Raw genomic sequence first — 23,589 nt, forward strand, 5'->3', positions numbered from 1 at the left:
GGAAACTTTCTATAGGTTACTCTTGTTTCTTATCTTCGTCAACAACCTCGTAATCAGCATCTACTACATTATCCTTCTTAGCAGCGCCTGTTGCTTCACCTTCAGCACCTTGTTCTGCTTCAGCTGCTTGCTCATATAGCTTCATAGACAATTGTTGAACAATTTCTGTTAACTCTTCCGCAGCCTTGTTAATATCTTCAAGGTTATCCGTTTCAAGAGCAGACTTCACTTTTTCTTTTGCTGCTTCTGCTTTCTCAACTTCAGATGCATCGATCTTCTCACCTAAGTCTTTAATCACTTTATCAGTTGAATATACAAGTTGGTCAGCATTGTTCTTCGCTTCAATCAACTCTTTACGTAGACGATCTTCTTCCGCATGCTCTTCAGCATCCTTCATCATACGTTCAACTTCTTCATCACTCAAACCACTTGAAGATGTAATGGTAATCTTCTGAGTTTTGTTAGTTCCTTTATCTGTAGCAGACACGTTAACAATACCGTTAGCATCAATATCAAATGAAACTTCAATTTGAGGAACACCACGTTGTGCTGGTGGAATGTCACCTAACATAAAGCGTCCTAGTGTCTTGTTGCCAGCAGCCATTTGGCGCTCACCTTGCAATACATGAATCTCAACACTTGGTTGATTATCTGCATAAGTTGAGAATACTTGTGATTTACTTGTAGGGATCGTTGTATTACGTTCGATCATCTTCGTAAATACACCACCTGCAGTTTCAATACCTAGGGACAATGGTGTTACGTCAAGAAGAACTACGTCTTTCACGTCACCAGTCAATACGCCCGCTTGAACAGCCGCACCTAGAGCAACAACTTCATCAGGGTTAACACCTTTATGAGGATCTTTACCTGTCAATTTCTTAATTGCTTCTTGAACTGCAGGAATACGTGTAGAACCACCAACAAGAACGATTCTGTCAATATCAGTAGCAGTCATACCTGCATCACTAAGTGCTTGACGAGTAGGTCCTAGTGTACGCTCAACCAATGAAGCTGTTAATTCGTCGAATTTAGCACGAGTTAAGTTCACTTCTAAATGTTGTGGCACGCCATCAACTACAGTAATAAATGGCAAGGAGATTGTTGTAGTCATTACACCCGACAATTCCTTTTTAGCTTTTTCAGCAGCATCTTTCAAACGTTGTACCGCTGCTTTATCTTTACTTAGATCAATACCTTGATCTTTTTTGAATTCACTTACTAGATAATCAATAACGAGTTGGTCAAAGTCATCTCCACCAAGACGGTTATCTCCACTTGTAGCTTTTACTTCAAAGAAGCCATCGCCAAGTTCAAGGATCGATACGTCAAACGTACCCCCACCAAGGTCATAGACAAGAATTGTGTGATCTTCTGTTTTTTCCATACCATATGCTAATGCTGCAGCTGTAGGCTCATTGACAATACGTAAAACTTCAAGACCTGCAATTTTACCAGCATCTTTTGTTGCTTGACGTTGACTATCGTTGAAATAAGCTGGAACCGTGATTACAGCCTGTGTAACAGTCTGTCCAAGGTAAGCTTCAGCATCTGATTTTAGCTTTTGCAAGATAATAGCTGAAATCTCTTGAGCTGTATAATCTTTATCGTCAATTTTTTCTTTATAATCTGTACCGATATGACGTTTGATAGACATGATCGTACGATCAGGGTTAGTGATGGATTGACGTTTTGCTGTTTCACCAACAATACGTTCGCCGTCTTTCTTGAAACCTACAACCGATGGTGTTGTACGTGCGCCTTCTGGGTTAGGAATAACTACGGCTTCGCCGCCTTCCATAACTGCAACACATGAATTCGTTGTACCTAAGTCAATCCCGATAACTTTACTCATTATAAAATTCCTCCTTCAAATAGTAGACATCATTTTTATTGTAGTTTATAAAAACTGACTTATTTATGGATGTAATTAAACATCTATTGACTTACTTTAACCATAGCAGGACGGAGTACTTTATCCTTCAACAGATAGCCCTTTTGAATTTCTTCAACAACAGTGCCTTCTGGATAATCTTCACTTTCAACTTGCATAATTGCCTGATGGAATTCAGGGTTAAAGGGTTGCCCAACACTTTCCATAGAAGCCAATCCTTCAGCCTGTAGCACGGCTTCTAGTTGGCGAAAAACCATATTCATTCCTTTGCTGAAGGACTCATTCAAATCCTCAACGCCGGTGCTAAAAGCTCGTTCAAAGTTATCCATTACCGGTAGAAGCTCAGTAATTAGCTTAGTCGATGCATATTTAGCGAATTCTTCTTTCTCTTTCTGCGTACGCTTGCGATAATTATCGAAATCGGCTTGTGTACGTAAAACACGTTGCTGATTCTCATCCGCGATGGCTTGTAGTCGTTCTATCTCAGCTGTATGATTCGATTCTTGTTCTAGCGAAGACGTTTGTTCTTCGTTTACTTCTTCGACGATTTCCGTATCTACATCTGTATTTTCCGGTACCGCATTTATATCCTGTTGTTCTTCTTTCATGATGTCTTCACCTCCTTAAAAAAACTTTAAATGAAATGATTGATTTTGATTATGTTATACGAGTTCAATGAGAACGACGGTATTACATTACATATTTGACCGTCCATCCTCTTCCCTCATCTTAATCACATTGTGAATACGAAGCACTGCGGTTGCCACTTCTCCAGCAGCCTTTAGACCATGGGATTTGACGAGGGCAGGGTCAATAATTCCTTCAGTTTCATAATTAATAACAAGCCCTGTATCACAATCGATTCCCATGCTATCGCAATCTTCAGCAATTTGAGCTGCTCGTGCTTCTTCTAATTTCTCAAGAGGATTGTAACCAGCATTCAGCATAATTTGGGACATTGGTTTCCTTAGAGCTGCTGAAACGGCTTCAATACCGTAAGCTTCCATACCTGTAACCATTTCCCGGTGGCGCTCCAATTCATAGGAAACAGCCAACTCCGTTGTACCTCCACCAGGTAGCACGCCTCCTGATACAGCAGCCTGTATGGCAGATGCTGCATCTCCTGCGATCCGTGCTGATTCTCCCACAATTTCAGCCGTGCTTGCCCCTACAATCACAGTAACAAAAGCTTCTCGAACGCTTTCTTCTGCTTCCATGCGAACACGTTGAAGATCTTCATCATAGGACACTCGCGGTGATATCCCTAGTACACGTTGCAATTGATCTAAATCTTTATGTAAAGCAGTACGTCGTATAGGAACGGCACCTGTCATCTCACATACACGATTTAGATCAAGACGACTTACGCGTTGAATGACAAGTATACCATGATCGAGACAAAACTGTTCAGCATCAGGATGAATTCCACGTTCAAGCAAAATCACACCCACACCTAGTTTAGTCAACTTCAGTAATTCTCTACCGAACTGTTCTCGGAATTCCATATATCGGGTAAATCCCGCTTCGGTTGTTAATACTTCTTCATCTAAAACTTCGGGTTCTAACGCATCCTGAAGGACTAATACACGTGTATCTTCAAAAACCTTATTCCCAAAAAAGTGAATAGGTTTTTGACGCAATAACAACCCTTCAAATACTTCATAGTTAGCTTTTTCAATTGCGATCACACAACCAGCAAAGTTAAATGTGGGATCCATTAATCTGTCCATGCCTATCTTAACAGCAGCTTCCATGATTAACTTCACAATGTTCTTTCGTTCTCGACCTGCAACATAGGCAGTTTTCTCTACCAAAGGGTCCATTAATCCAGTAATCATTCTCTTTCGACGATCCATGGACTGGATTGCGAATTCAATGCCTTGTTGCATGCCTGAGACAACTTTGGAAGCTGGAACACCTCTCATAATCTGAGCGACACCCTCTTGTACTAATGCACCTGCAAGTACTGTTGCCGAGGTTGTACCGTCTCCCACTTTTCTTTGTTGAGATCTTGCCACTTGAATAAGCAAGCTTGCAGCAGGATGACTTACATCTATTCTGTCCAAAATAGTGACGCCATCATTGGTAATGATTACTTCCCCTCTGGCACCGACAAGCATCACATCAAGTCCCTTAGGACCCAGTGTACCTTCAACTGCAGAAGTAATGGCACGGACCGCATTGCTGTTGTTCAGTAAGGTTGCGTATCGCTCCTCACCTTCACGAGCGGGTTGCTGTCCTTGGCTCATCTTTACCACTCCCTATTTGTACCAATGTGACAATAGTGTTGTCAAATCTTTGGAGATAATCTCCATAATACTCATCACTCTGGCATATTCCATTCGAGTAGGTCCTAATATACCCAGGGTACCTAAGGACTCTCCTTCTAAGGAATAAGTTGCCGTAATTAAACTACAATTAGCGAAAGCCTGGTGATTATTCTCCGTACCAATTCTTACTTGAATTCCACTTTCTCCAGCCGTGGGCGCCATCATTTTCATGAGTGTAGGCGTTTCTCCAAGTAAATCAAGGATACCTTTAACTTTATCAACGTCTTTAAATTCGGGTTGCGTGAGCATATTCGTTGTACCACTTAGATACACTTGATGATCATGTTCACTATCTAATACAGAATCCAGTACGATCAGAAGTTCCTCATAATGGGTGGTGTATCTCTCAAGTTCTTCAGCAAGTTCAGAATACAAGCGTGACTTCAACTTATACAATGGAACATTAACCAATTTACTATTAAGTAGATTTACCACTTTCTCCATTTCGGAAACAGATACTCCTGGAGGAATTGCAACTGTCTTATTCTCAACCTGTCCCGTACTCGTCACGATAATCGCTACAGCTGTCGTCTCATTAAGAGGAAGCAACTGAAAGTGACGTAGTGAAGTGTGAAAAACTTCGGGTCCAAGCAGGATGGATGTGTAGTTCGTCATGTGCGAAAGGATCGTAGCTGATTCCTGGATAACTTGCTCCATGGCATTCAACTTCTCCGCAAAAAAGGTTCGTATCGTATTTAGCTCAGCTGGCTGGATTGAATTCCAAGGTGTCATATGATCAACGTAATATCGATACCCCTTATGTGAAGGTATTCTACCCGCAGATGTATGGGGTTGTTCAAGAAATCCCAATTCCTCTAAATCAGCCATTTCGTTACGAATTGTTGCTGGGCTATATCCAACATCAGCTCTCTTGGAGATGCTGCGAGAACCGACTGGTTCGGCAGAACGGATATAATCGTCAACAATCACATTTAAAATCATTCTTTGGCGTTCAGTTAACAACTCTTTCTCCTCCTCGCAGCAATCTTATTCCGCTATCGTTAGCACTCGCATGCAATGAGTGCTAACTGCTAATACAAAAATACCAAACTGACCTAATTGTTGTCAAGTCAGTTCAATATCTTAAATACTCTTTTATGACGCTAATATGTTATTTATTCATTTTACATGGTTATAAAAAACAAAAAAACCACTCATCATTAGTCATATTCATTCCTAACGACATTGTGGTCTAGAATAATAAAGGTCATTTCCCAACCTAGTTATCTATATATAAAAAACCAAAAAAATTAGTGTTTATTCATGCTTTGAAGTTGATTTCTGTTCACGATGAATGATCTGAATCAACCCAGAATCTTAAGAACGGCTATCTCATCACAGCAATGTTGCTTGCTACAGAAGACGCAGTCCGTCCATACTTTTTCCGGAAAAATCTCTTTCTCCACGACATCGAACCCATTCTTCACAAAAAAGGAAACTTCGTATGTTAAAGCCATCACTTTAGGAATCTGTTGCTGTCTCGCCTCTTCTAGTAAGGTGTCTACCAGCATGGAACCGATCCCTCGGCCTTTGTATTCTTCCAATATACCTAGTGAACGGATCTCTACTAAATCATCCCCAAGTCGGCATAGTGAACCACATCCGATGACTTCACCTAGTATTTCTGCTACAACAAATTGGTCCAACTGTTGCTCCAATACCTTACGTGATCTAGGCAGCATGATTCCTCTTTCAGCATAACCCTGAATCATTATAAAAAGATGTTCAACATCTTCAGGTACTGCTCTCCTGCATAACACCGACATACCTCTTCCCCCTTACACATGCTGCTCATCATTATGAATAAATATACAACAGCACGTATAAAAGTTCAAGACGTTAATTTGTCACGATTGACCCTACAAATTCAGCAAATACATCATTTCCGAATAATATTCCTTGTTCACTTAGTCGATAACCCACAGGTGTCGTCTCAAGTAGACCTGCATTCAACATTTTTTCTAGCTGTGGTGCAAATATGACGTCCATCTGATCTTGGAATTGCTCCTCAAAATGGGCTTTGGATACCCCTTGCATCACTCGTAATCCCACCATTAAGAAATCTTCCATAGCTTCTTCTTTCGATATAGGAAAACTATCTAAACGGGGTAGTCCTTGCTTCACAGCTTCTATATAGGGATTTACACCTTTGATATTCATATGGCGCTGACGTCCCACATATCCATGTGCACCTGCACCAAGACCATAATAATCCTCGTTCAACCAGTAGGTCATATTATGACGACTCTCAAACCCTGGTTTAGCAAAGTTACTAATCTCATATTGACTATAACCTGCTTGTTTCATCCGATCCATCAACAAAAGATACATCTGAAGCTCTTCATCTTCATGAGGTAAAGGTAATTGATTCTTCTGATACATCGTATGGAAGAGTGTGTTCTCCTCAACCTTCAGACTATATATAGAATAATGATTCAGATTAAGTTCTAAAGCCTTCGTTACACTCTCCGACAACATCTCAAGCGTCTGGTTAGGAAGACCAAACATGAGGTCAATCGACATGTTATCAAAACCTGCTTTACGAGCATTTTCGAGACTATGATAGACATCATCTGTATTATGAATTCTTCCAATTCCTGAAAGGAGTTCATTCTGAAAAGCTTGTACGCCGAAGCTGACACGGTTTACACCGCCTTGTCTCATCACCGTTAGCTTCTCTAGATCCGTTGTTCCTGGATTAGCTTCCATCGAGAATTCGATATCATCTGACCAATCAGGGAAATGTGTACGGACCGATTTCAAAAAATAGGCCATCTCATCGGGCTTAAGAACGGTAGGTGTTCCCCCGCCAACAAAGATACTCTTGATCTGACCTGGAGGCGTTTGCTGCACCGTTAGTTCCATTTCTCGATCTAATGCTACCAAATAATCCATGACGGGCTGATCTTTTAGAACATACGAATTAAAGTCGCAATAAAAACATTTATTGGTGCAAAAAGGAATGTGCAAATAAACCGCTTGAGGTTTACGGCTTAACATTTGTCCATTTTGCTTGTCGTGCTGATGTTCGGCCATATTCATTCACTCCACTAATTTAGTTTCAAACACAATACTCATTTTCCCTATTTATTGTTAGAAAAGGGGAGCCGCAGCGGCTCCCCTGTGATTAGATTACTCTACATTCATACGCACTTACCTTAGCTGATCAATCGTCAATTTTCAATACCGCCATAAATGCTTCCTGCGGCACTTCAACACTTCCGACTTGCTTCATGCGCTTCTTACCTTCTTTTTGCTTCTCAAGCAATTTCCGTTTACGGGAAATATCTCCCCCATAACACTTAGCTAATACGTTTTTACGCATCGCTTTTACCGTTTCACGAGCAACTACCTTCGTACCCACTGTAGCCTGAATCGGAACCTCAAACATTTGGCGAGGGATAATCTCACGTAGCTTCTCACAAATAATACGTCCACGATTGAAAGAACGATCACGGTGTACAATGAATGATAGAGCATCGACTTGTTCATTGTTAAGCAGAATATCCATTTTGACTAGATTAGACGTGCGATAGCCAGATATGACATAGTCAAACGATGCATACCCCTTCGTACCGGATTTCAACTTATCAAAGAAATCGTAGACAATCTCAGACAGTGGAACTTCGTAGATGATCGTAACACGTTTATCATCCAAGTATTCCATGTTGATGAATTCACCACGTTTGTTCTGACAAAGTTCCATAACCATACCCACATAATCATTCGGCACAATTATTGAAGCTTTAACATACGGCTCTTCCACATGGTCGATCTTACCGATCTCCGGATAATTAGATGGGTTATCAATCGTAATGATGTCGCCATTCGTCATCGCAATCCGATAGATTACACTTGGTGCAGTCGTGATCAACGGAATATTAAATTCACGCTCAATACGTTCCTGAATGATCTCCATATGAAGCAATCCTAAGAATCCACAACGGAATCCAAAGCCAAGCGCACTAGAAGACTCCGGCTCAAAACTTAGAGATGCATCATTTAACTGAAGCTTTTCTAGCGCTTCACGTAAATCAACATATTCTGAAGTCTCAATTGGATATAGCCCACAATATACCATCGGATTGATTGTCCGATATCCTGGCAATGCTTCTGGTGTTGGATTCTTCGCATTGGTTACTGTATCCCCAACTCGCGTATCTCCAACATGCTTAATCCCAGCAACAATAAAGCCAACATCTCCAACTTTCAATTCATCTACGATGGTCATGCTAGGCATGAAAGCACCGACTTCGATAACTTCAAACGTTTTATCGGTTGCCATCATTTTAATCTTGGTTCCTGCCTTAATACTTCCATCCACTACTCGTATATAGACGATAACGCCCTTATATGCATCATAGTGAGAATCGAAGATCAAAGCTTTAAGTGGTTGTTCTGGATCGCCCGTGGGGGATGGAACTTGCATTACGATCTGTTCCAATATTTCCTTGATCCCAATACCTGCTTTAGCTGAAGCTAATACAGCATCACTCGCATCCAACCCGATGACATCCTCAATCTCTTGTCTTACTCGTTCCGGATCCGCACTAGGCAGATCGATCTTGTTAATAACCGGCAGTATCTCCAGGTTATTCTCCAATGCTAGATAGACATTGGCAAGCGTCTGGGCTTCGATACCCTGAGCAGCATCAACTACGAGTAAGGCACCTTCACAGGCTGCAAGACTACGCGACACTTCATACGTAAAGTCTACATGTCCTGGTGTATCAATTAAATTCAGAATATACTCTTCACCATCGTCGGCACGATATATTAAATTCACGGCCTGTAACTTAATGGTGATTCCACGCTCGCGTTCGAGGTCCATCTTATCGAGCACTTGCTCCTGCATTTCCCGAGAAGTCAGTGCACCTGTGTATTCTAGAATACGGTCAGCCAAAGTAGATTTACCATGGTCTATATGTGCAATGATACTAAAATTACGAATTTTCTTTTGTCTTTCGAATACGTCCGTCATGCCTTACCCCCACAACTAGCCTGATGTATCAATCACCTCATTATAACAGTATTGGGTTAGAGCGGCAATCCCACACACATTCTTAAAAATAGGTGCCTTTTATTTTGTTATTCAGTCGCAGAACTGAACAGAGATACGACGAAACGAATGCTCTCTTGAGAGGCTTTTTGAAGAAGGTTGCCTGTTTTATCTGCTAAAACATCTACTGTAGGTTTCGATCTATCGGGTATTAAGATCTCCTGAGGTGTTTTATCAGAATAGGCGGGAACCTCCACTTGTTCTTGTTCTTGTTCTTGTTGCTGTTCCTGTCCAGGATTAGCCTGAACCGTAATCGTATAAGAACCTGCACCCAAGTTCTGATCGATCTGCGGCAATGGTACCGTAATCTCCTGTAGTGCATTAGAAGTCGCCTTACTAATGTTCTGTTGAGGTAGGGGTGACGAATCCTTATTAGGATTGGCTAACTGCATACCAAGCAGGAGTCCTAGTCCCGTCCAAATGATTATAATCCACATTTTTTTAGCAAAACGAGACATATACAAACCTCCCTTGGTCATCCAATCTATATTTATCCACCACTTTTAGCACTTATGCCAGATTTCACGGTACTCGCCTTCTTCGCCTTTTGATCTTCAAAATACACATCGGATACGATATCTGCTAACACACGAGCTGTACGCTGAAGCTCCTCCTTCGTACTATCCACTCCACCCATCTCAATCACCAGACTGTTTGGTGAAAGTGACTGATTATATTCTCCGTTACCTTGCTCTGCTGTTTTCGCCCATACCCCTCTTGATATACCTGGATATGACTTTTCTAAACGTGTATTTATAGCATTCGCATAGGCATCATTTTGCCGCCAGTTCTTATTCTCATGACCTATAATGAAGTACAATTGGGCATAACTCACACCATTTATTACAGTCGTTGTTTGCTTATGCCGCGCAGAATCACGATGTATGTCTAGTAAATAGGTTATTTTAGAATTTTGTGCAAGTACCTTTTTCACGGATTGACGGGAATATTTATATGAGAATTTATGACTATAGTCCTTTACATAAGATGGGAAATCATCTTGTAGATGTATCGCAGCAACCCCTTTTGCCTTCAATTCTGTGGAAATAAATTCCCCCACTTTCATCACATTTTTGGAAGGGACTGCTGAGTTCGGGTTACTACTAATCGTTCCTAGTAATGGATTAAAAGCTTCTCGAGGATGAGAATGATAGATTAGTACCTGACTGTCACTATTAACGGGTGTATTTTTAGTATTTCCGTTATCTACAGGACCTTTGTCAACATCATTAGGTTTCGTACTTGGCTCTGGCGTAACAGGGACCGAAGGTTCGATTGGTTCTATAGGTTCGATTATTCCTTCTTGGGATTTGGCACTAGCCACAACCTTAGCAGAATCAGGATGGTAATCTTCTGGGGCTATCATATCTTTATTCCCTGATGCACTACGGAGAAGGACAGGATCTTGACTATTCATTCCCGGTATCTCGCGTGCCAACAGGCTTTTAGGATCTTTTGGATTCACACTTGTTAGTAATTGGAACACAAATGTCGTCATTTTTTCACCAGATAGGGTTGATGAGGATTCTTTTCCACTACTTAAGTGGGGGATCTCCATTCCTAACATATCCTGAAAAAAGCCACTAGAAAGCGATGCTGCAAATCCCTTCATGGATGACACGGGCGATGAATTAAACTGTTTCTCAGCCATGCCTCCGATGCCTAACACCACGAAAAATACCATAGAACTTAACGTCAGCAGTAAAAAGGTGCGTCCCATCGTTAGAATAGACATCCATTTGACTCTCATTTCGTGTATATTCCAAATTTGAAACCATTTTCTTTTCATTTCTGATGTCCTCCTGAACTCTCTTATACTTCAAATCTATGAACTATAGAGATTCACTAGAACCAAAACACAAAAAAAAAGAAGTTCCGATAGATTCCGGAACTTCTTAGTTATTTAAATTTAATGGGTATATGCTCCGACATTGGATGGATCAATAGCATCGTGTAGAGCAGCATTTAACCCCGATGCAACGATGTTCGCCATATCTTCAATAAACTCATCAATTTCCTTTGGCGTCACAATGAGATCATGACCAAGGGGTTCAAGCACTTCCTTAACTAACCCTAATCTCTCATTTTCAGGCATATCATCCAGCATCCCCATAATTTCCTTTGTATGATTTGTTTCTTGATCTAAATGTTTCTTCATCATATCAATGGCATTGTTCACAATAGTAGATGCATAACAAACGGTAGGTACACCGATTGCAATACAAGGTACCCCCAACACTTCCTTCGTTATTCCGCGCCGTTTATTACCAATACCAGAGCCCGGATGAATACCGATGTCAGCAATCTGGATCGTAGTATTTACTCGTTCCAAGGATCTCGATGCAAGAGCATCTACTGCAATAATCAAATCAGGCTTCGTACGATCCACAATCCCTTGTACAATTTCACTGGATTCAATTCCGGTGACACCTAGTACTCCAGGGGCTATGGCACTCAATTGTCGGTAGCCTGGAGCAACCTGGTCAGGTACCAATTCGAAATAATGCCGCGTAACTAATATATTTTCTACGACAAGTGGTCCAAGGGAATCGGGAGTTACATTCCAATTCCCAAGACCCACAACGAGTACTGACCTAGTCTTATTAATTCCTATTAGTGTTAGAAAGTCTTCAAATTCACGAGCAAAGGTTTCAGCAACTCTTTCTTGTAATCCAGTATCTCCACCCCGGAGTCCAGGTACTTCAATCGTTACATAATGCCCTTTCACGCGACCGATCATCTTCGATCCTTCATCATTAAGTACGTTTAATCGAGTAACCTTGATTCCATCCTGTTCGGAAATTTCTTCATCTACACCTGAAAGAGGTGCATTGTATTTTTTTTCAGCCATCTCTTTAGCATCTACTGCAAGATCTGTACGAACGGTATATTTTTGCAAATCTATTGTCATCCGAATTTGGCCTCCTTCTTCTTCTCACGATAGTGTGCGAGAGTAAGGGGAAGTTTATACAAAGCCTTTTAAGTATTGCTTTTTAGAGTGCCTCATGCTAAACTATTTTAAGTTGTGAATCATTTCGATCTATCGAATGTCTTTCAGGAGGTGAATGCAATGCCAAATATTAAATCCGCTATCAAACGCGTAAAAACGAACGACAAACGCCGTGCGCTCAACGCTTCCCAAAAATCCGCTCTACGTACAGCTGTTAAAACTGCTGACAATGCGCTGGCAAATAATGAAGTTGAAGCTGCAAATGCTGCCATTCAAACGGCTTCCCAAAAGCTGGATAAAGCTGTAACTAAAGGTTTAATCCACAAGAATGCGGCTGCTCGTAAGAAATCTCGCTTGGCGAAAAAACTTAACGCCCTTAATGCTCAAGCTTAAGATGCGCTATTCATACGACAAACGCAAAAGTCCTGAACAGCAACGCTGATCAGGACTTTTTAGCATTTTATTTTTTTAAAGTCCAAGTCGTAATAGGAACAGCTCTAACCCAAGCACTTTATCAATTCGCCCCGTCTTCATATGGTAGTCTAAATCAGCCAGTCGATTCAGTATTCCCCTAAGATTATCTGAGTTGAACTTCCGCGCTTGTTCCCCCGCTATTTTAACTGCATAAGGATGAAGTCCCAATTGTGAAGCGATTTGTTGCTGGGAGTAACTTTGGCTCGCCAATTCCTTCACTTGTAGCATGATCCGAAATTGTCTTGTAATCAGTGCCGCTATCTTAATCGGCTCCTCACGTTGCTTAAGAAGCTCATAAAAGATACCCAATGCATGTTCTAATCTCAGGTTCGCAATATCCTCAATAAGAGCAAAGACGTTCTGCTCCGTACTCCTAGCTACTAACTGCTCCACCGTATCGCAGTCTATCGTTCCACCGTTACCCGCATATAAACATAGCTTATCGAGCTCAGCAGTTAATGTCTGAAGTTGTGTACCCGCATTTTTAATAAGAGCCTCTGCTGTCCCTGGTGCTAACATACAGCCTCTCTGCTTCGTCTCCTTAGCTACCCAACTAAGTAATTCCTCTCCACCCATTGGAGTGAAGGCAAGGACTACCCCAGCAGATTTTAACGCTTTGACTACTTTCTTCCGTTCATCTAACTTCTCATGGTGTACCAGAAATATAAGGATGCTGTATTCAGCCGGATTCTTCATATATTCCAAAAGTACTTCTATACGATGCTCAATCTTCCCGTTTTCTTTGCCTGCCGTAAAGACAGAAGCATCACGAACAAAGATTAACTTACGTGGTACCATAAAAGGCACGGTTTCTGCTTCTTCAATGACAACCTGTAATGGAGTATCTCCTAAATCATAGTTCACAATCGCAAAATCGCGATCTTCCTTTTGAAGCAATTGCTCCTCTAACAAGGTAGTAAACTTTTTTATTTGGTACTTCTCCGATCCATATAGCAGGTACACAGGAGATACGTCTCCATGTTTTATCGCTTTTGTTGCTGTTTTAATATCCATGGTAGCTCCCTCTCTTATACTTCTACGCATAACCCCTTTTATGATTCTACCAAAAAAAAGACTTTCCAACCAGAACAAAGGAACCCCGAGCTTTCGCCCAAGATTCCTTGTTCCAGCACATCTATATAAACACCGACAACAAAAAGCTCTAGAAACTTTTCTGCCAGTGGTCATAATGACTAGGACTTTCACATTTATATGGATGGCTGATTATCTGAGTGATTCTGCGAATTGTTCCATAACACAACATATTCCACAGCTACACAAACGGTGCATCATTTCTAACGAATATTAAGGTGTAGGAGCTTCCGGCACATAATTATAGGTGTGATCAGTTACTTTATCATCCACGGATGTCTGATACGTAAATACTTTGCCATCTGAAGACCATCCTCCAGTCACCCAAGTACCCACTATTTTAATACTCTGAATAACTGACTTTTCAACTTCCCCTTCAATGGGTAATTGATATATAACTAGCTTCTCATTTTCAAGAACTGCAGTCACTTTTCCATCCGGCGAATCCCATAACTGGGGTGTCACTGTTGCACTAAATGAAGTGATCCCCGACATAATGTTATCTTTAGTTGGAATCGGATCAATCCCATCTGTTATCTTCTTAGAGCTATCCTCCTTAGGTGGGTCAACGTTCACTTTACTCATTGGAGCATCCTCTGGGTTCGACTCTGCTATTTGCGAGGTATCTGCTATTTGCGAGGTATCCGCTACTCGTGAGGTATCTGCTACTCTTGTGGTATCTGCTCCACTAGCTTTAGCTTTATCTTCTCCAACTTTAGCTGATGGATTAGAATTCTCTAACGCCTGCTGACTTGGATCATCCACCTTCACTGAACTTGAATCTGGAACCTCTGCAACAGTAGATGGTGAAATTGGTTCTATGGATTCTGTAGGTGCTTCTAATTCATTTCCTTGTGTTGAATTTGAATCTGGCGTGTTCTTATCCTGATTAGATATACCCTCAGGTTCTGACGATCCTGTATCCTCCACAGTATCATAAGAAGTTGGCGCTACACCCTTTACATTATTAGATGCATTCTTCGTAACTTTATCATTCGTTACATCTCCAGTATCAGTACTTGTAGTAGCTTCCTCTTTGTACTGAATCTCGGCTTCCGATACCTCTTCCGGAGAATAGGTAAAGATAGCTACACCTATGATCCCCACGGCTGCGACGGCTCCGATCATTGTTCTAGCAGCCGTACTTGAAAGGAACCGTTTCCTAGGGTCGCTTGCACGTGGTAATGGTACTGGGACCATTTCATCAGCCGAACGTTCCTGAGCGGCACTCTTCTCAAGACGTGCACGATCTATAGCATCTAGCTGAGGCATAATAGCATCTACCAAGCTATACCTAGGTATAACATGAGGAAGCTCTTCTAATTCATGGGACAACGACTTTAAGATACGAAAGGTTTCTGAACATTGTGAACAATGCGTTATATGTTCCATCATTTCAGAGGTATTCACTTCATTAAGGTCGTTATCTAAATAACGGTGCATCCATTCCACCACCTCTGGACATTTCATCCTGACACACCTCCTTTCTGATACTCTTGTAGCATAGTCTGTAATTGCTGTCTTGCCCTAAAAAGATATGATTTAACCGTATTCAGAGGCAAACTCAAACATTCAGCGATTTCGTTGTATGAGAAATCCTGTATATACCTTAATACAATAACGGTCTTATGATGTTCCGGCAGTTGATTAATCGCATCCTGAATATCTTGTGCCATATAAGATGACAGAACAAGTTGCTCAACATCCTGTTTATCTTGAAAACCAAAATCATGCTCATCCATCGATACAGTTGGCTTATTACGCCGAAATTTATCAATACATATATTAGTAACAATCCGTTGAACCCATGTCTTGAACTTCGCCTTCTCCTCATAAGAGTCAATTCGAGTGTAAATACGAATTAATGATTCCTGAGCAGCATCCAGCGCATCCTGTTCATTGTTCAGAATATAAAAGGCTGTACGATATACGTGTTGTTCAATATCTCGTAATAGGGTAATTAGAGCGTCGCGATCGCCCGATTGAGCCGCTCTAATGAGTCCGAGCTCTACCACAAAGGATCCCCCTCTCCCTGCAATCTTATTGACGTGTAAGACCATCAAATTGTTGCAAATTGTAACCATTTTTTAAAAAGTATTTCATAGTATTATGTACCAAAAATATACATGATCTAATCACACAAAACTCAACCTCCCTAACCCAATGGAGATTGATGATGAAAAGTTCTATAAAAACTCTCTCTATGGGAATCTTACAAGAGTACGCGATGAAGTTCAAGTCCCCTGCCTATATTGATAGAACCAAAGAAGCACCTTCCATGCAAAAATTTAGTTCAATCCATCTATTTTAGCTTATTCCTGACCCACACCTTTTTATGATGAAGCTTCATTTGTATCTCTCCTTGTTGGTCCGTTCTAAATATGCCTAAGCCCTGATCTATAATTCGGTTAACCACATCAGGATGAGGATGGCCATATGAATTATTTACGCCTGCAGATATAACAGCAACTGTAGCTTTCACACGTGCCAGCCATTCTTTAGACGTTGATGTCTTGCTTCCGTGGTGTGCAATCTTTATAATATCTATACCTTTAGAGACCCTTGTTGAATTCGTTGCGTCTTCTAAAATATATTCCTCACTAGCCACATCCATATCCCCTGTTAATAAAACACGTACATCATTCATCTCAACTATAAACACTAGGGAGGAATGATTCTGTTCCTCTACAATAGGCAACTTTATCTGTTCATCTTGTGTCATAGTTGGAGCTAAGAAGATCATGTTTGTAAATGAATCGGGGTGCATCTCCATATCATCATGAACAGCATATATTGGAATATTTTTGGCTATAGCCGTTGATAATAATTTCTCTAATGTCGCCGTTCCTGTTAATGTTCCATTAAATAACAATGCCCGAACTGGGATCTGATCTAACACGGCTTGCAATCCACCAACATGGTCTTGATCACCATGCGTAAGTATCACAGCATCTAGATGATGAATACCACGCTTTTTCAACAAAGGCACTAACACTTTTGCTCCTACTTCAAAAGGTTCCTTACGCATCTTCCACTGGTCGTTCTGCTTGCTGAAATTCAGTGTCCCACCGCCATCCACAAGAATATTCTTACCTTCAGGAGTCGTTAATAGAATGCTATCCCCTTGTCCAACATCTAGAAATTGTACCAATCCAGCACCCTTCAATGACTGTGGTCGATACCCTATAACCAGTAAGATAATAAACGAAATCATCAGTGGAGCTACCATAAATTGCTTCCAAGAAAGCTTATTGGCCTCACCCTCTAATGGGCTTTTTTTCAAAAAAGACACTTCTAATGGAACGGTATCGTCAGTATTGATGGGTAACGGTTGCACGTGATCGACCCATATATTACCTAATTTCAGGAGTACGTATACCAAAATATAGTAGGTAACTATCCATAATAGAGAAGGTGATCGCCATATAGTTATAAAAGCTGGATAATTATTCATCCATTCGATCACCGTAAAGGTAATGTTATCAAGACACTCCGTAATCCATGCTATGCATCGACCCAGAGGCAACCATATAGAACCTAATGCTAATGAAATCATCCCTAGTGGCATAACTAGCATGGAGATTAAAGGAACCAGTAAAAAGTTAGCCACTAAAGAGAGCAATGAGAATTGATTGAAATAATAGATCGTTAGTGGAAATGACGTCAATTGAGCAATAACGGTCACACCTAATGCACCTGATAGTTTACGGGGCAATCGTCCCAATAATGGCATGGTTAAGGGTACATATACGATTAGGCCTACAGTAACGATAAAAGAAAGCTGAAAACTTACATTTACTAATAAATAAGGATCCCATACCAGCATCATGAGAGCTGCAGCACTAATAATATGAAGTCCATCCTTTAATAACCCTTGTCTTGCTGCATAAAGTGTAATCATACTCATGATTCCGGAGCGAACAACCGAGGGGCTAAATCCGGTCAAAAGAACATAACAAGGGACTAGCAGAATAACAATCGTAAGTTTCGTCTCACGAGAAAGTCTGAACACCTTAAGTAAGATCATCATACATGCTACAAAAACAGCTACATGGGAGCCCGATACTGCCAATATATGTGTCAATCCAAGTTGAGAGAATTCGCTATACGTATCAGGATCTACATCATCTTGCATTCCGATAATCAGACCCTTCATGTATCCAGCATGAGGTTCTTGAAATATTTGTTCAATCTTGGATGCCATCTTCTCTCTCAGTCTATCATTCACACGAAATAGAGAGATTCTATTCCATGAAGTAGGAGGTACGACTACCGTATTCTCAAGTCCTGTGACCTTCATGACCCAATGAATTTCTTTCGTACGCAAATAGTTTCGATAGTCGAAACCACCAAAATTGCGAGCACTTGCCGGAATCTCAAGAGTACCACTTAGCTTAACCATGTCTCCACGTTGCCATTTCTCAGCCTCTCGTTGCTGATCCTTTGTCTGTAACTTCACTTGCACAATCACCTTCTCTGATACAGAATGTGAATTCAATCCAGAGAGTGACACATTCATATCTGCTCGATTTCCATCTACATTCACCGTGGTTACAACCATACCTTCTACATCTACAGTAAGCCCTGTAAGCTTAGCTATGTCTTTATTCACAGCTTGAGGTAACGAAGTAACATTAGCGTGATCATGCCACTCCCAGTATCCACATGAAACCGTGAGTGCTAGCCACAACACCATAATCGTTACCCGTCTTATTTTCATAAATATCAAAGCTACTAGAAGTGCAACCGATATCCCAACCATTAATAAACCTAACGCAATGCCTGAGTATAGACATGCTGTACTGCTTCCAATAACCCAACAGAGAGTAAATAACAACAGTGGCCTACCTTGCATTCGTTATCACGATCCCTTTTATATAGAATAAAAAGAACCTCTCTTGCGACTAACTCGCAAAAGAGGTTCTTCCTCTATCAAACTTCACTATAAGATTGAAAAGTCCTACAGGTTACATTATTTAGTTAGTTCGAAACGGACGTTAATGTGTCTTTCGGTGGTTCATAAGATTGTAAGTGGCGAAAATTAATACCTTTACTATTCATCATCTCTGTCACTTTGTCGGTATCTTTAGGATAGGATCTATGAAATACAATTTCTACAATTCCGCTATTCGCCAACATATTCGCACATGTCCAACACGGTTCGTCTGTTACATATACGGTACTTCCTTCTCGATCAATCCGGTCTGTGAAAAGCAGTAAATTCTGTTCCGCATGAATGGTGCGGATGCAGCGTTGCTTCGTAACCATCTGTTGTTCTCCATTTACTTCAAACAAGGATACTTCCTCTGTAATCATACAGCCCGCTTCTGAACAATCAGGCATCCCCATTGGAGCACCATTATAAGCTGTGCCGAGTAGCTTCTTACCTTGCACAAGTAAAGCTCCTACATGTCGGCGAGCACAACGAGAACGGGTAGATACCATGTATGCAATGTCCATGAAATACGTGTCCCAGTCTTTTCGTGTATCTATCATGATATTCTCCTCCCCTCTATATTTCTTTATTATAATCCTATAATGCTACATATGGCGCTATTTTCTCCATCATTTTCGTTCCAATCCCTTTCACATGATTAAGATCGGCTACTTTTTGAAAGGGACCATTCTGTGTACGATAATCTATGATAGCCTGTGCCTTTTTCTCTCCAATCCCCGGAAGTTCCATTAAATCTTTGGCATCCGCGGTGTTCACGTTTATTTTATGAATATTCGATTGATCTGCTGAAGTTTCCTTAGAGTCCGTCTTTGCGTCAACTTTAACTTGCTCTCCGTTCTGTTCGACAATCGTCGTCGCCGATTTATTCTCCGCAACGGGCGGATTTACCTCATTAACATTGTTCTTCGACACAGAAGCCTTCGAATCCGTAGTTGAACTCAACACTGTCTTTGTGGGCGCTACTTGTTCCTCTTGTTTTGGATCAGAAGAAGATATCTCTTCTCCTAACGCTTGTGCTACTTGTAAATTTAATGGTTCCCAATCCTCAATTTCTTCGCTACCCCCTAGACCGGATAAAAGAATACACCCACTGCCTAACAGAGCAATCATAATACCTACCCCTTTACGTTTCACTACACTACACCTCTATCACATTGGAATGAATAGAATCACGAAATTTGACTGCAACATCTTAATACAAATAAATATAATTACTTGTCTAATCTGTAAATTCGTCATGTTGTAAAGGTTCTAATGCATATGTTAAGAAGAAGGACTATGTGATTACCGTAATTATGAAAGGAGGGAATGTCCCATGAGGATTGGACTAATTGGAACCGGAAGTATGGGAAGCCTCTTAATCGACGCTTTCATCAATTTTGGTGCAATAGAGCCTCAGCAGTTATTTATAAGTAATCGATCTATAGAAAAGCCACTATTACTCTCTGAACGCCACAAGGGTCTAAATGTGTGCAGCAACAACATCGAGACAGTAACCAATTGTGACGTGTTATTCGTTTGTGTCAAACCTCTTCAATTCGTTAGTTTAATTCAAGAAATTAAGGATCATGTTCGAAATGACCAAATATTCGTGTCGATCACTAGTCCTGTACAGTTACAGCATTTAGAGGAGCATCTTCCCTGTAAGATTGCTAAGGTGATTCCAAGTGTAACTCATAAGGTAGGAAGTGGTGCTTCATTAGTTATGTATGGTAGCCGAATTCAAGAGAAAGATAAGCAACTCCTGCATAATCTACTCTCTTTCATCAGCAAGCCGATAGAAATAAAAGAATCGCAGGCACGCATTAACTCTGACTTCACAAGTTGCGGGCCTGCTTTTATGAGTTTCTTCTTAGTAAAATGGATCCATGCTGCTGTGGAAATGACAGGCATTTCCCAAGAGGAAATAACCTGTCTTGCAAGTGAGATGATGATGGGTACGGGCAAGCTGTTAACCCAAGGAGGGTTAACCCCTCTACAACTTCAAGAACTGGTAGCCGTTCCTGGTGGTATTACCGCCCAAGCCTTATCTCAATTAGACCGCAGCTTAGATGGTATATTTCACAATCTTATTACCACAACTCACAATAAATATGATGAAGATGTAGATAAGCTAAATGAATATTTCAGTGAAATTAACCGACCACAATATTAACTAATTTACCTGGAACAGCAATCATTTTACGAATACTTTTACCCGCAATAGCTTGCTGAACACTAGGAAGAGCCAAAGCATACTCTTGCATGGCATCTTTATCCATATCCTTCGCAATCATGGTACGCTCTACAATCTTACCATTCACTTGTACGACGATCTCAATCTCTGAATCCACTGTCCAAGATTCATCATATGTTGGCCATTCAGCATACGTGATGCTGTCTTCATGCCCAAGGCGCTGCCACAATTCCTCGGAAATGTGCGGTGCCAGTGGTGACAGAAGTTGTACAAAGTTCTCCACAGCGACACGTGGCAACTCTTCAACCTTGTATGCTTCATTTACGAAGATCATCATCTGACTAATCGCTGTATTAAAGCGTAAGTTCTCCAAATCTTCCGTTACCTTTTTAATACTCTTATGCCAAGTACGTTTAAATTCATCACTGCCTTCACCATCGACAATTTTACTATTTAAAGTGCCTTCGTCATTGATGATTAAACGCCATACACGAGAAAGGAAACGATGGCTTCCTTCTACACCATTCATACTCCAAGGCTTAGTCGCTTCTAGTGGTCCCATGAACATTTCGTATATACGAAGTGTGTCCGCACCGTGACTTTGGACAATTTCATCTGGATTAACGACATTACCACGCGATTTACTCATCTTCTCATTGTTAGTACCTAGAATCATCCCTTGATTCACAAGTTTATGGAATGGTTCTTTCGTATCTACGATGCCAAGATCGTATAACACCTTATGCCAGAAACGTGCATATAACAAGTGAAGTACAGCATGTTCTGCACCACCGATATACAAATCTACTGGAAGCCATTGTTGTTGCTTATCCTTAGAACATAACTCTTTATCATTGTGTGGATCAATAAAGCGTAAGTAATACCAGCAACTACCTGCCCATTGAGGCATGGTATTGGTCTCACGACGAGCCTTCATTCCCGTCTCAGGATCGATTGTTTCCACCCATTCAAGAACGTTAGCTAATGGTGATTCTCCTGTGCCAGATGGCTTGATATGTTCAACGTCAGGTAGAACGAGTGGTAATTGGTCCTCAGGAATCGTCTTCATTGTCCCATCTTCTAGATGAAGGATTGGAATAGGCTCTCCCCAGTATCTTTGACGACTAAATAACCAGTCACGCAAACGATAGGTGATTTTACCTTGACCTTTGCCATTCCCTTCTAGCCAAGTGATCATCTTCGCCATAGCATCGACATTGTTTAGACCGTTAAGCCAATCGGAATTGACATGTTCACCGTCACCGCTGTATGCTTCTTCCTCAACATTACCGCCTTTAATCACTTCCACGATGTCGATCCCAAATTGTTTGGCAAATTCCCAGTCACGTGAATCATGTCCTGGTACGGCCATAATAGCTCCCGTACCATATCCAGCAAGAACATAATCTGCAACCCAGATTGGCATAGTAGCGCCATTTACTGGGTTAACAGCATAAGCCCCTGTGAATACCCCTGATTTGTCTTTAGCCAAATCTGTACGTTCAAGATCACTTTTGTGTGAAGCTTGGATCTTATAAGCTTCTACAGCTGCCTTTTGTTCTTCTGTCGTAATTTGATCTACTAACTCTTGTTCTGGAGCTAGAACGCAATACGTTGCACCGAACAACGTGTCTGGACGAGTTGTAAATACCACGAGTTGCTTTTCGTGACCTTGAATATCAAATGTCACTTCAGCCCCTTTGGATTTACCAATCCAGTTACGTTGCATATCTTTGATACTCTCAGCCCAATCCAATTCCTCTAGATCGTCCAACAAGCGATCTGCATATTCCGTAATCTTCAACATCCACTGTCTCATTGGTTTGCGGACAACAGGATGGCTTCCACGTTCACTTAATCCATCAATGACTTCTTCATTCGCAAGTACAGTACCCAATGCTTCACACCAATTGACTGGCACTTCAGCTACATAAGCAAGTCCTTTATTATACAACTGTATAAATATCCACTGTGTCCATTTATAATATTCAGGATCTGTCGTACTGATCTCTCTATCCCAATCATATGAGAAACCTAGAGATTTGATCTGACGGCGGAAAGTATTAATATTCTGAACTGTGAATCCCTTTGGATGTTCTCCTGTGTCAATAGCATGTTGCTCCGCTGGTAGACCAAATGCATCCCATCCCATAGGATGAAGCACATTGTATCCACGCATACGTTTATAACGAGAGACAATATCCGTCGCTGTATAACCTTCAGGATGGCCTACATGAAGACCTGCACCCGATGGGTATGGGAACATATCCAAAGCATAGAACTTCGGTTTAGCTGGATCTTCCCCTGTTTTAAATGTGTTATGCTCTTCCCAATATTGTTGCCATTTCGGCTCAATCGCTTGTGGTTGATAACCTTGACCTTGTTGCTGTTCACTCATGATTATTTGTCCTCCTTCAAAATTCGTGCAGTGTAATATGTAATTTGTCTGAAAAGCAGACCTCTTACATTTGCCCATCAAAAAAACCTCTTCATCCTTAGCGTTTGATCGCTAGGGACGAGAGGTCTGAATTCCCGTGGTACCACCCTAGTTAGTGGAATACATTCTTTGTTCTCCACTCACTTTGAACCCTTAACGCGGGCAAGACGACGATATTTTAGATATAGAAACTCTTGACGATCTACATCGTAGAACGTTT

18 protein-coding genes, 1 pseudogene and 1 other annotated feature (1 of these 20 cut by a window edge) are annotated in these 23,589 nt (G+C 41.1%); of the genes and pseudogenes, 2 read left to right on the top strand and 17 right to left on the bottom strand.

The annotated features are described in order from the left end of the window. Positions 1–16: 16 nt before the first annotated feature. The 10 genes and pseudogenes from dnaK to gpr all read right to left on the bottom strand — a co-directional run bounded on the left by dnaK (position 17) and on the right by gpr (position 12,194). A complete protein-coding gene (dnaK, locus tag AC1D7X_RS02830) occupies positions 17–1,855 on the bottom strand; it encodes a molecular chaperone DnaK (protein WP_495454158.1) in 1,839 nt (612 codons plus the stop codon). 83 nt (positions 1,856–1,938) lie between these two features. Next, positions 1,939–2,502 (bottom strand): nucleotide exchange factor GrpE, encoded by a 564-nt coding sequence (grpE, locus tag AC1D7X_RS02835; RefSeq protein WP_495454157.1) that lies wholly within the window; start codon positions 2,500–2,502, stop codon positions 1,939–1,941. Between the two features lie 87 nt (positions 2,503–2,589). Next, positions 2,590–4,143, bottom strand: a complete 1,554-nt coding sequence (locus tag AC1D7X_RS02840) for a TCP-1/cpn60 chaperonin family protein (RefSeq protein WP_495454156.1) — start codon at positions 4,141–4,143, stop codon at positions 2,590–2,592. A gap of 12 nt (positions 4,144–4,155) precedes the next feature. Next, positions 4,156–5,187 carry a heat-inducible transcriptional repressor HrcA gene (gene hrcA, locus AC1D7X_RS02845; RefSeq protein WP_495454155.1) on the bottom strand — a complete coding sequence of 344 codons (1,032 nt, stop codon included), beginning with the start codon at positions 5,185–5,187 and terminating at the stop codon, positions 4,156–4,158. Between the two features lie 341 nt (positions 5,188–5,528). Beyond that, positions 5,529–6,010: pseudogene (locus AC1D7X_RS02850) on the bottom strand (N-acetyltransferase). 53 nt (positions 6,011–6,063) lie between these two features. Next, on the bottom strand, positions 6,064–7,260 hold the full coding sequence (gene hemW, locus AC1D7X_RS02855; RefSeq protein ID WP_495474607.1) for a radical SAM family heme chaperone HemW: 1,197 nt from the start codon (positions 7,258–7,260) through the stop codon (positions 6,064–6,066). 130 nt (positions 7,261–7,390) lie between these two features. Further along, a complete protein-coding gene (gene lepA, locus AC1D7X_RS02860) occupies positions 7,391–9,205 on the bottom strand; it encodes a translation elongation factor 4 (RefSeq protein ID WP_495454153.1) in 1,815 nt (604 codons plus the stop codon). A gap of 107 nt (positions 9,206–9,312) precedes the next feature. Then, positions 9,313–9,741, bottom strand: coding sequence for a hypothetical protein (locus tag AC1D7X_RS02865; RefSeq protein WP_495474608.1), 429 nt, complete (start codon positions 9,739–9,741; stop codon positions 9,313–9,315). Positions 9,742–9,773: 32 nt separating this feature from the next. After that, the gene (locus AC1D7X_RS02870) at positions 9,774–11,072 is read right to left on the bottom strand and encodes a stage II sporulation protein P (RefSeq protein ID WP_495474609.1); all 1,299 of its coding nucleotides are present in this window, start codon (positions 11,070–11,072) and stop codon (positions 9,774–9,776) included. 120 nt (positions 11,073–11,192) lie between these two features. Further along, positions 11,193–12,194: a GPR endopeptidase gene (gene gpr / locus AC1D7X_RS02875; protein WP_495454150.1), complete on the bottom strand. Its 1,002-nt coding sequence runs from the start codon at positions 12,192–12,194 to the stop codon at positions 11,193–11,195. Between the two features lie 159 nt (positions 12,195–12,353). On the opposite strand from gpr, the gene rpsT reads away from it, so the two are divergent. Next, the gene (rpsT, locus tag AC1D7X_RS02880; protein ID WP_495454149.1) at positions 12,354–12,626 is read left to right on the top strand and encodes a 30S ribosomal protein S20; all 273 of its coding nucleotides are present in this window, start codon (positions 12,354–12,356) and stop codon (positions 12,624–12,626) included. 75 nt (positions 12,627–12,701) lie between these two features. On the opposite strand, the gene holA is transcribed toward rpsT, so the two are convergent. The 6 genes from holA to AC1D7X_RS02910 all read right to left on the bottom strand — a co-directional run bounded on the left by holA (position 12,702) and on the right by AC1D7X_RS02910 (position 19,890). Next, the gene (gene holA, locus AC1D7X_RS02885; protein ID WP_495454148.1) at positions 12,702–13,721 is read right to left on the bottom strand and encodes a DNA polymerase III subunit delta; all 1,020 of its coding nucleotides are present in this window, start codon (positions 13,719–13,721) and stop codon (positions 12,702–12,704) included. A 291-nt stretch (positions 13,722–14,012) separates the two neighbouring features. Next, the gene (locus AC1D7X_RS02890; RefSeq protein ID WP_495454147.1) at positions 14,013–15,269 is read right to left on the bottom strand and encodes an anti-sigma factor family protein; all 1,257 of its coding nucleotides are present in this window, start codon (positions 15,267–15,269) and stop codon (positions 14,013–14,015) included. Beyond that, positions 15,266–15,814 (bottom strand): RNA polymerase sigma factor, encoded by a 549-nt coding sequence (locus AC1D7X_RS02895; protein WP_495454146.1) that lies wholly within the window; start codon positions 15,812–15,814, stop codon positions 15,266–15,268. The genes AC1D7X_RS02890 and AC1D7X_RS02895 overlap by 4 nt, the downstream gene beginning before the upstream one ends. Before the next feature lie 287 nt (positions 15,815–16,101). Beyond that, complete coding sequence (locus AC1D7X_RS02900) at positions 16,102–18,636, bottom strand: DNA internalization-related competence protein ComEC/Rec2 (protein WP_495474610.1); 2,535 nt, start codon at positions 18,634–18,636, stop codon at positions 16,102–16,104. A 143-nt stretch (positions 18,637–18,779) separates the two neighbouring features. Further along, the gene (locus tag AC1D7X_RS02905; RefSeq protein ID WP_495474632.1) at positions 18,780–19,298 is read right to left on the bottom strand and encodes a deoxycytidylate deaminase; all 519 of its coding nucleotides are present in this window, start codon (positions 19,296–19,298) and stop codon (positions 18,780–18,782) included. Positions 19,299–19,332: 34 nt separating this feature from the next. Continuing rightward, positions 19,333–19,890 (bottom strand): ComEA family DNA-binding protein, encoded by a 558-nt coding sequence (locus tag AC1D7X_RS02910; protein ID WP_495454144.1) that lies wholly within the window; start codon positions 19,888–19,890, stop codon positions 19,333–19,335. 181 nt (positions 19,891–20,071) lie between these two features. Here AC1D7X_RS02910 and comER point away from each other — a divergent pair, with 181 nt between their 5' ends. Beyond that, entirely contained in the window at positions 20,072–20,911 is an 840-nt protein-coding gene (gene comER / locus AC1D7X_RS02915) for a late competence protein ComER (protein ID WP_495454143.1), read from the top strand. Here comER and leuS read toward each other — a convergent pair. Then, positions 20,892–23,330 (bottom strand): leucine--tRNA ligase, encoded by a 2,439-nt coding sequence (leuS, locus tag AC1D7X_RS02920; protein WP_495474611.1) that lies wholly within the window; start codon positions 23,328–23,330, stop codon positions 20,892–20,894. The two genes, comER and leuS, sit on opposite strands and share 20 nt — an antisense overlap. A 110-nt stretch (positions 23,331–23,440) precedes the next feature. Then, positions 23,441–23,589, bottom strand: a binding site (T-box leader); it runs 127 nt beyond the window's last position.

The organism is Paenibacillus sp. Y568, assembly GCF_059445545.1.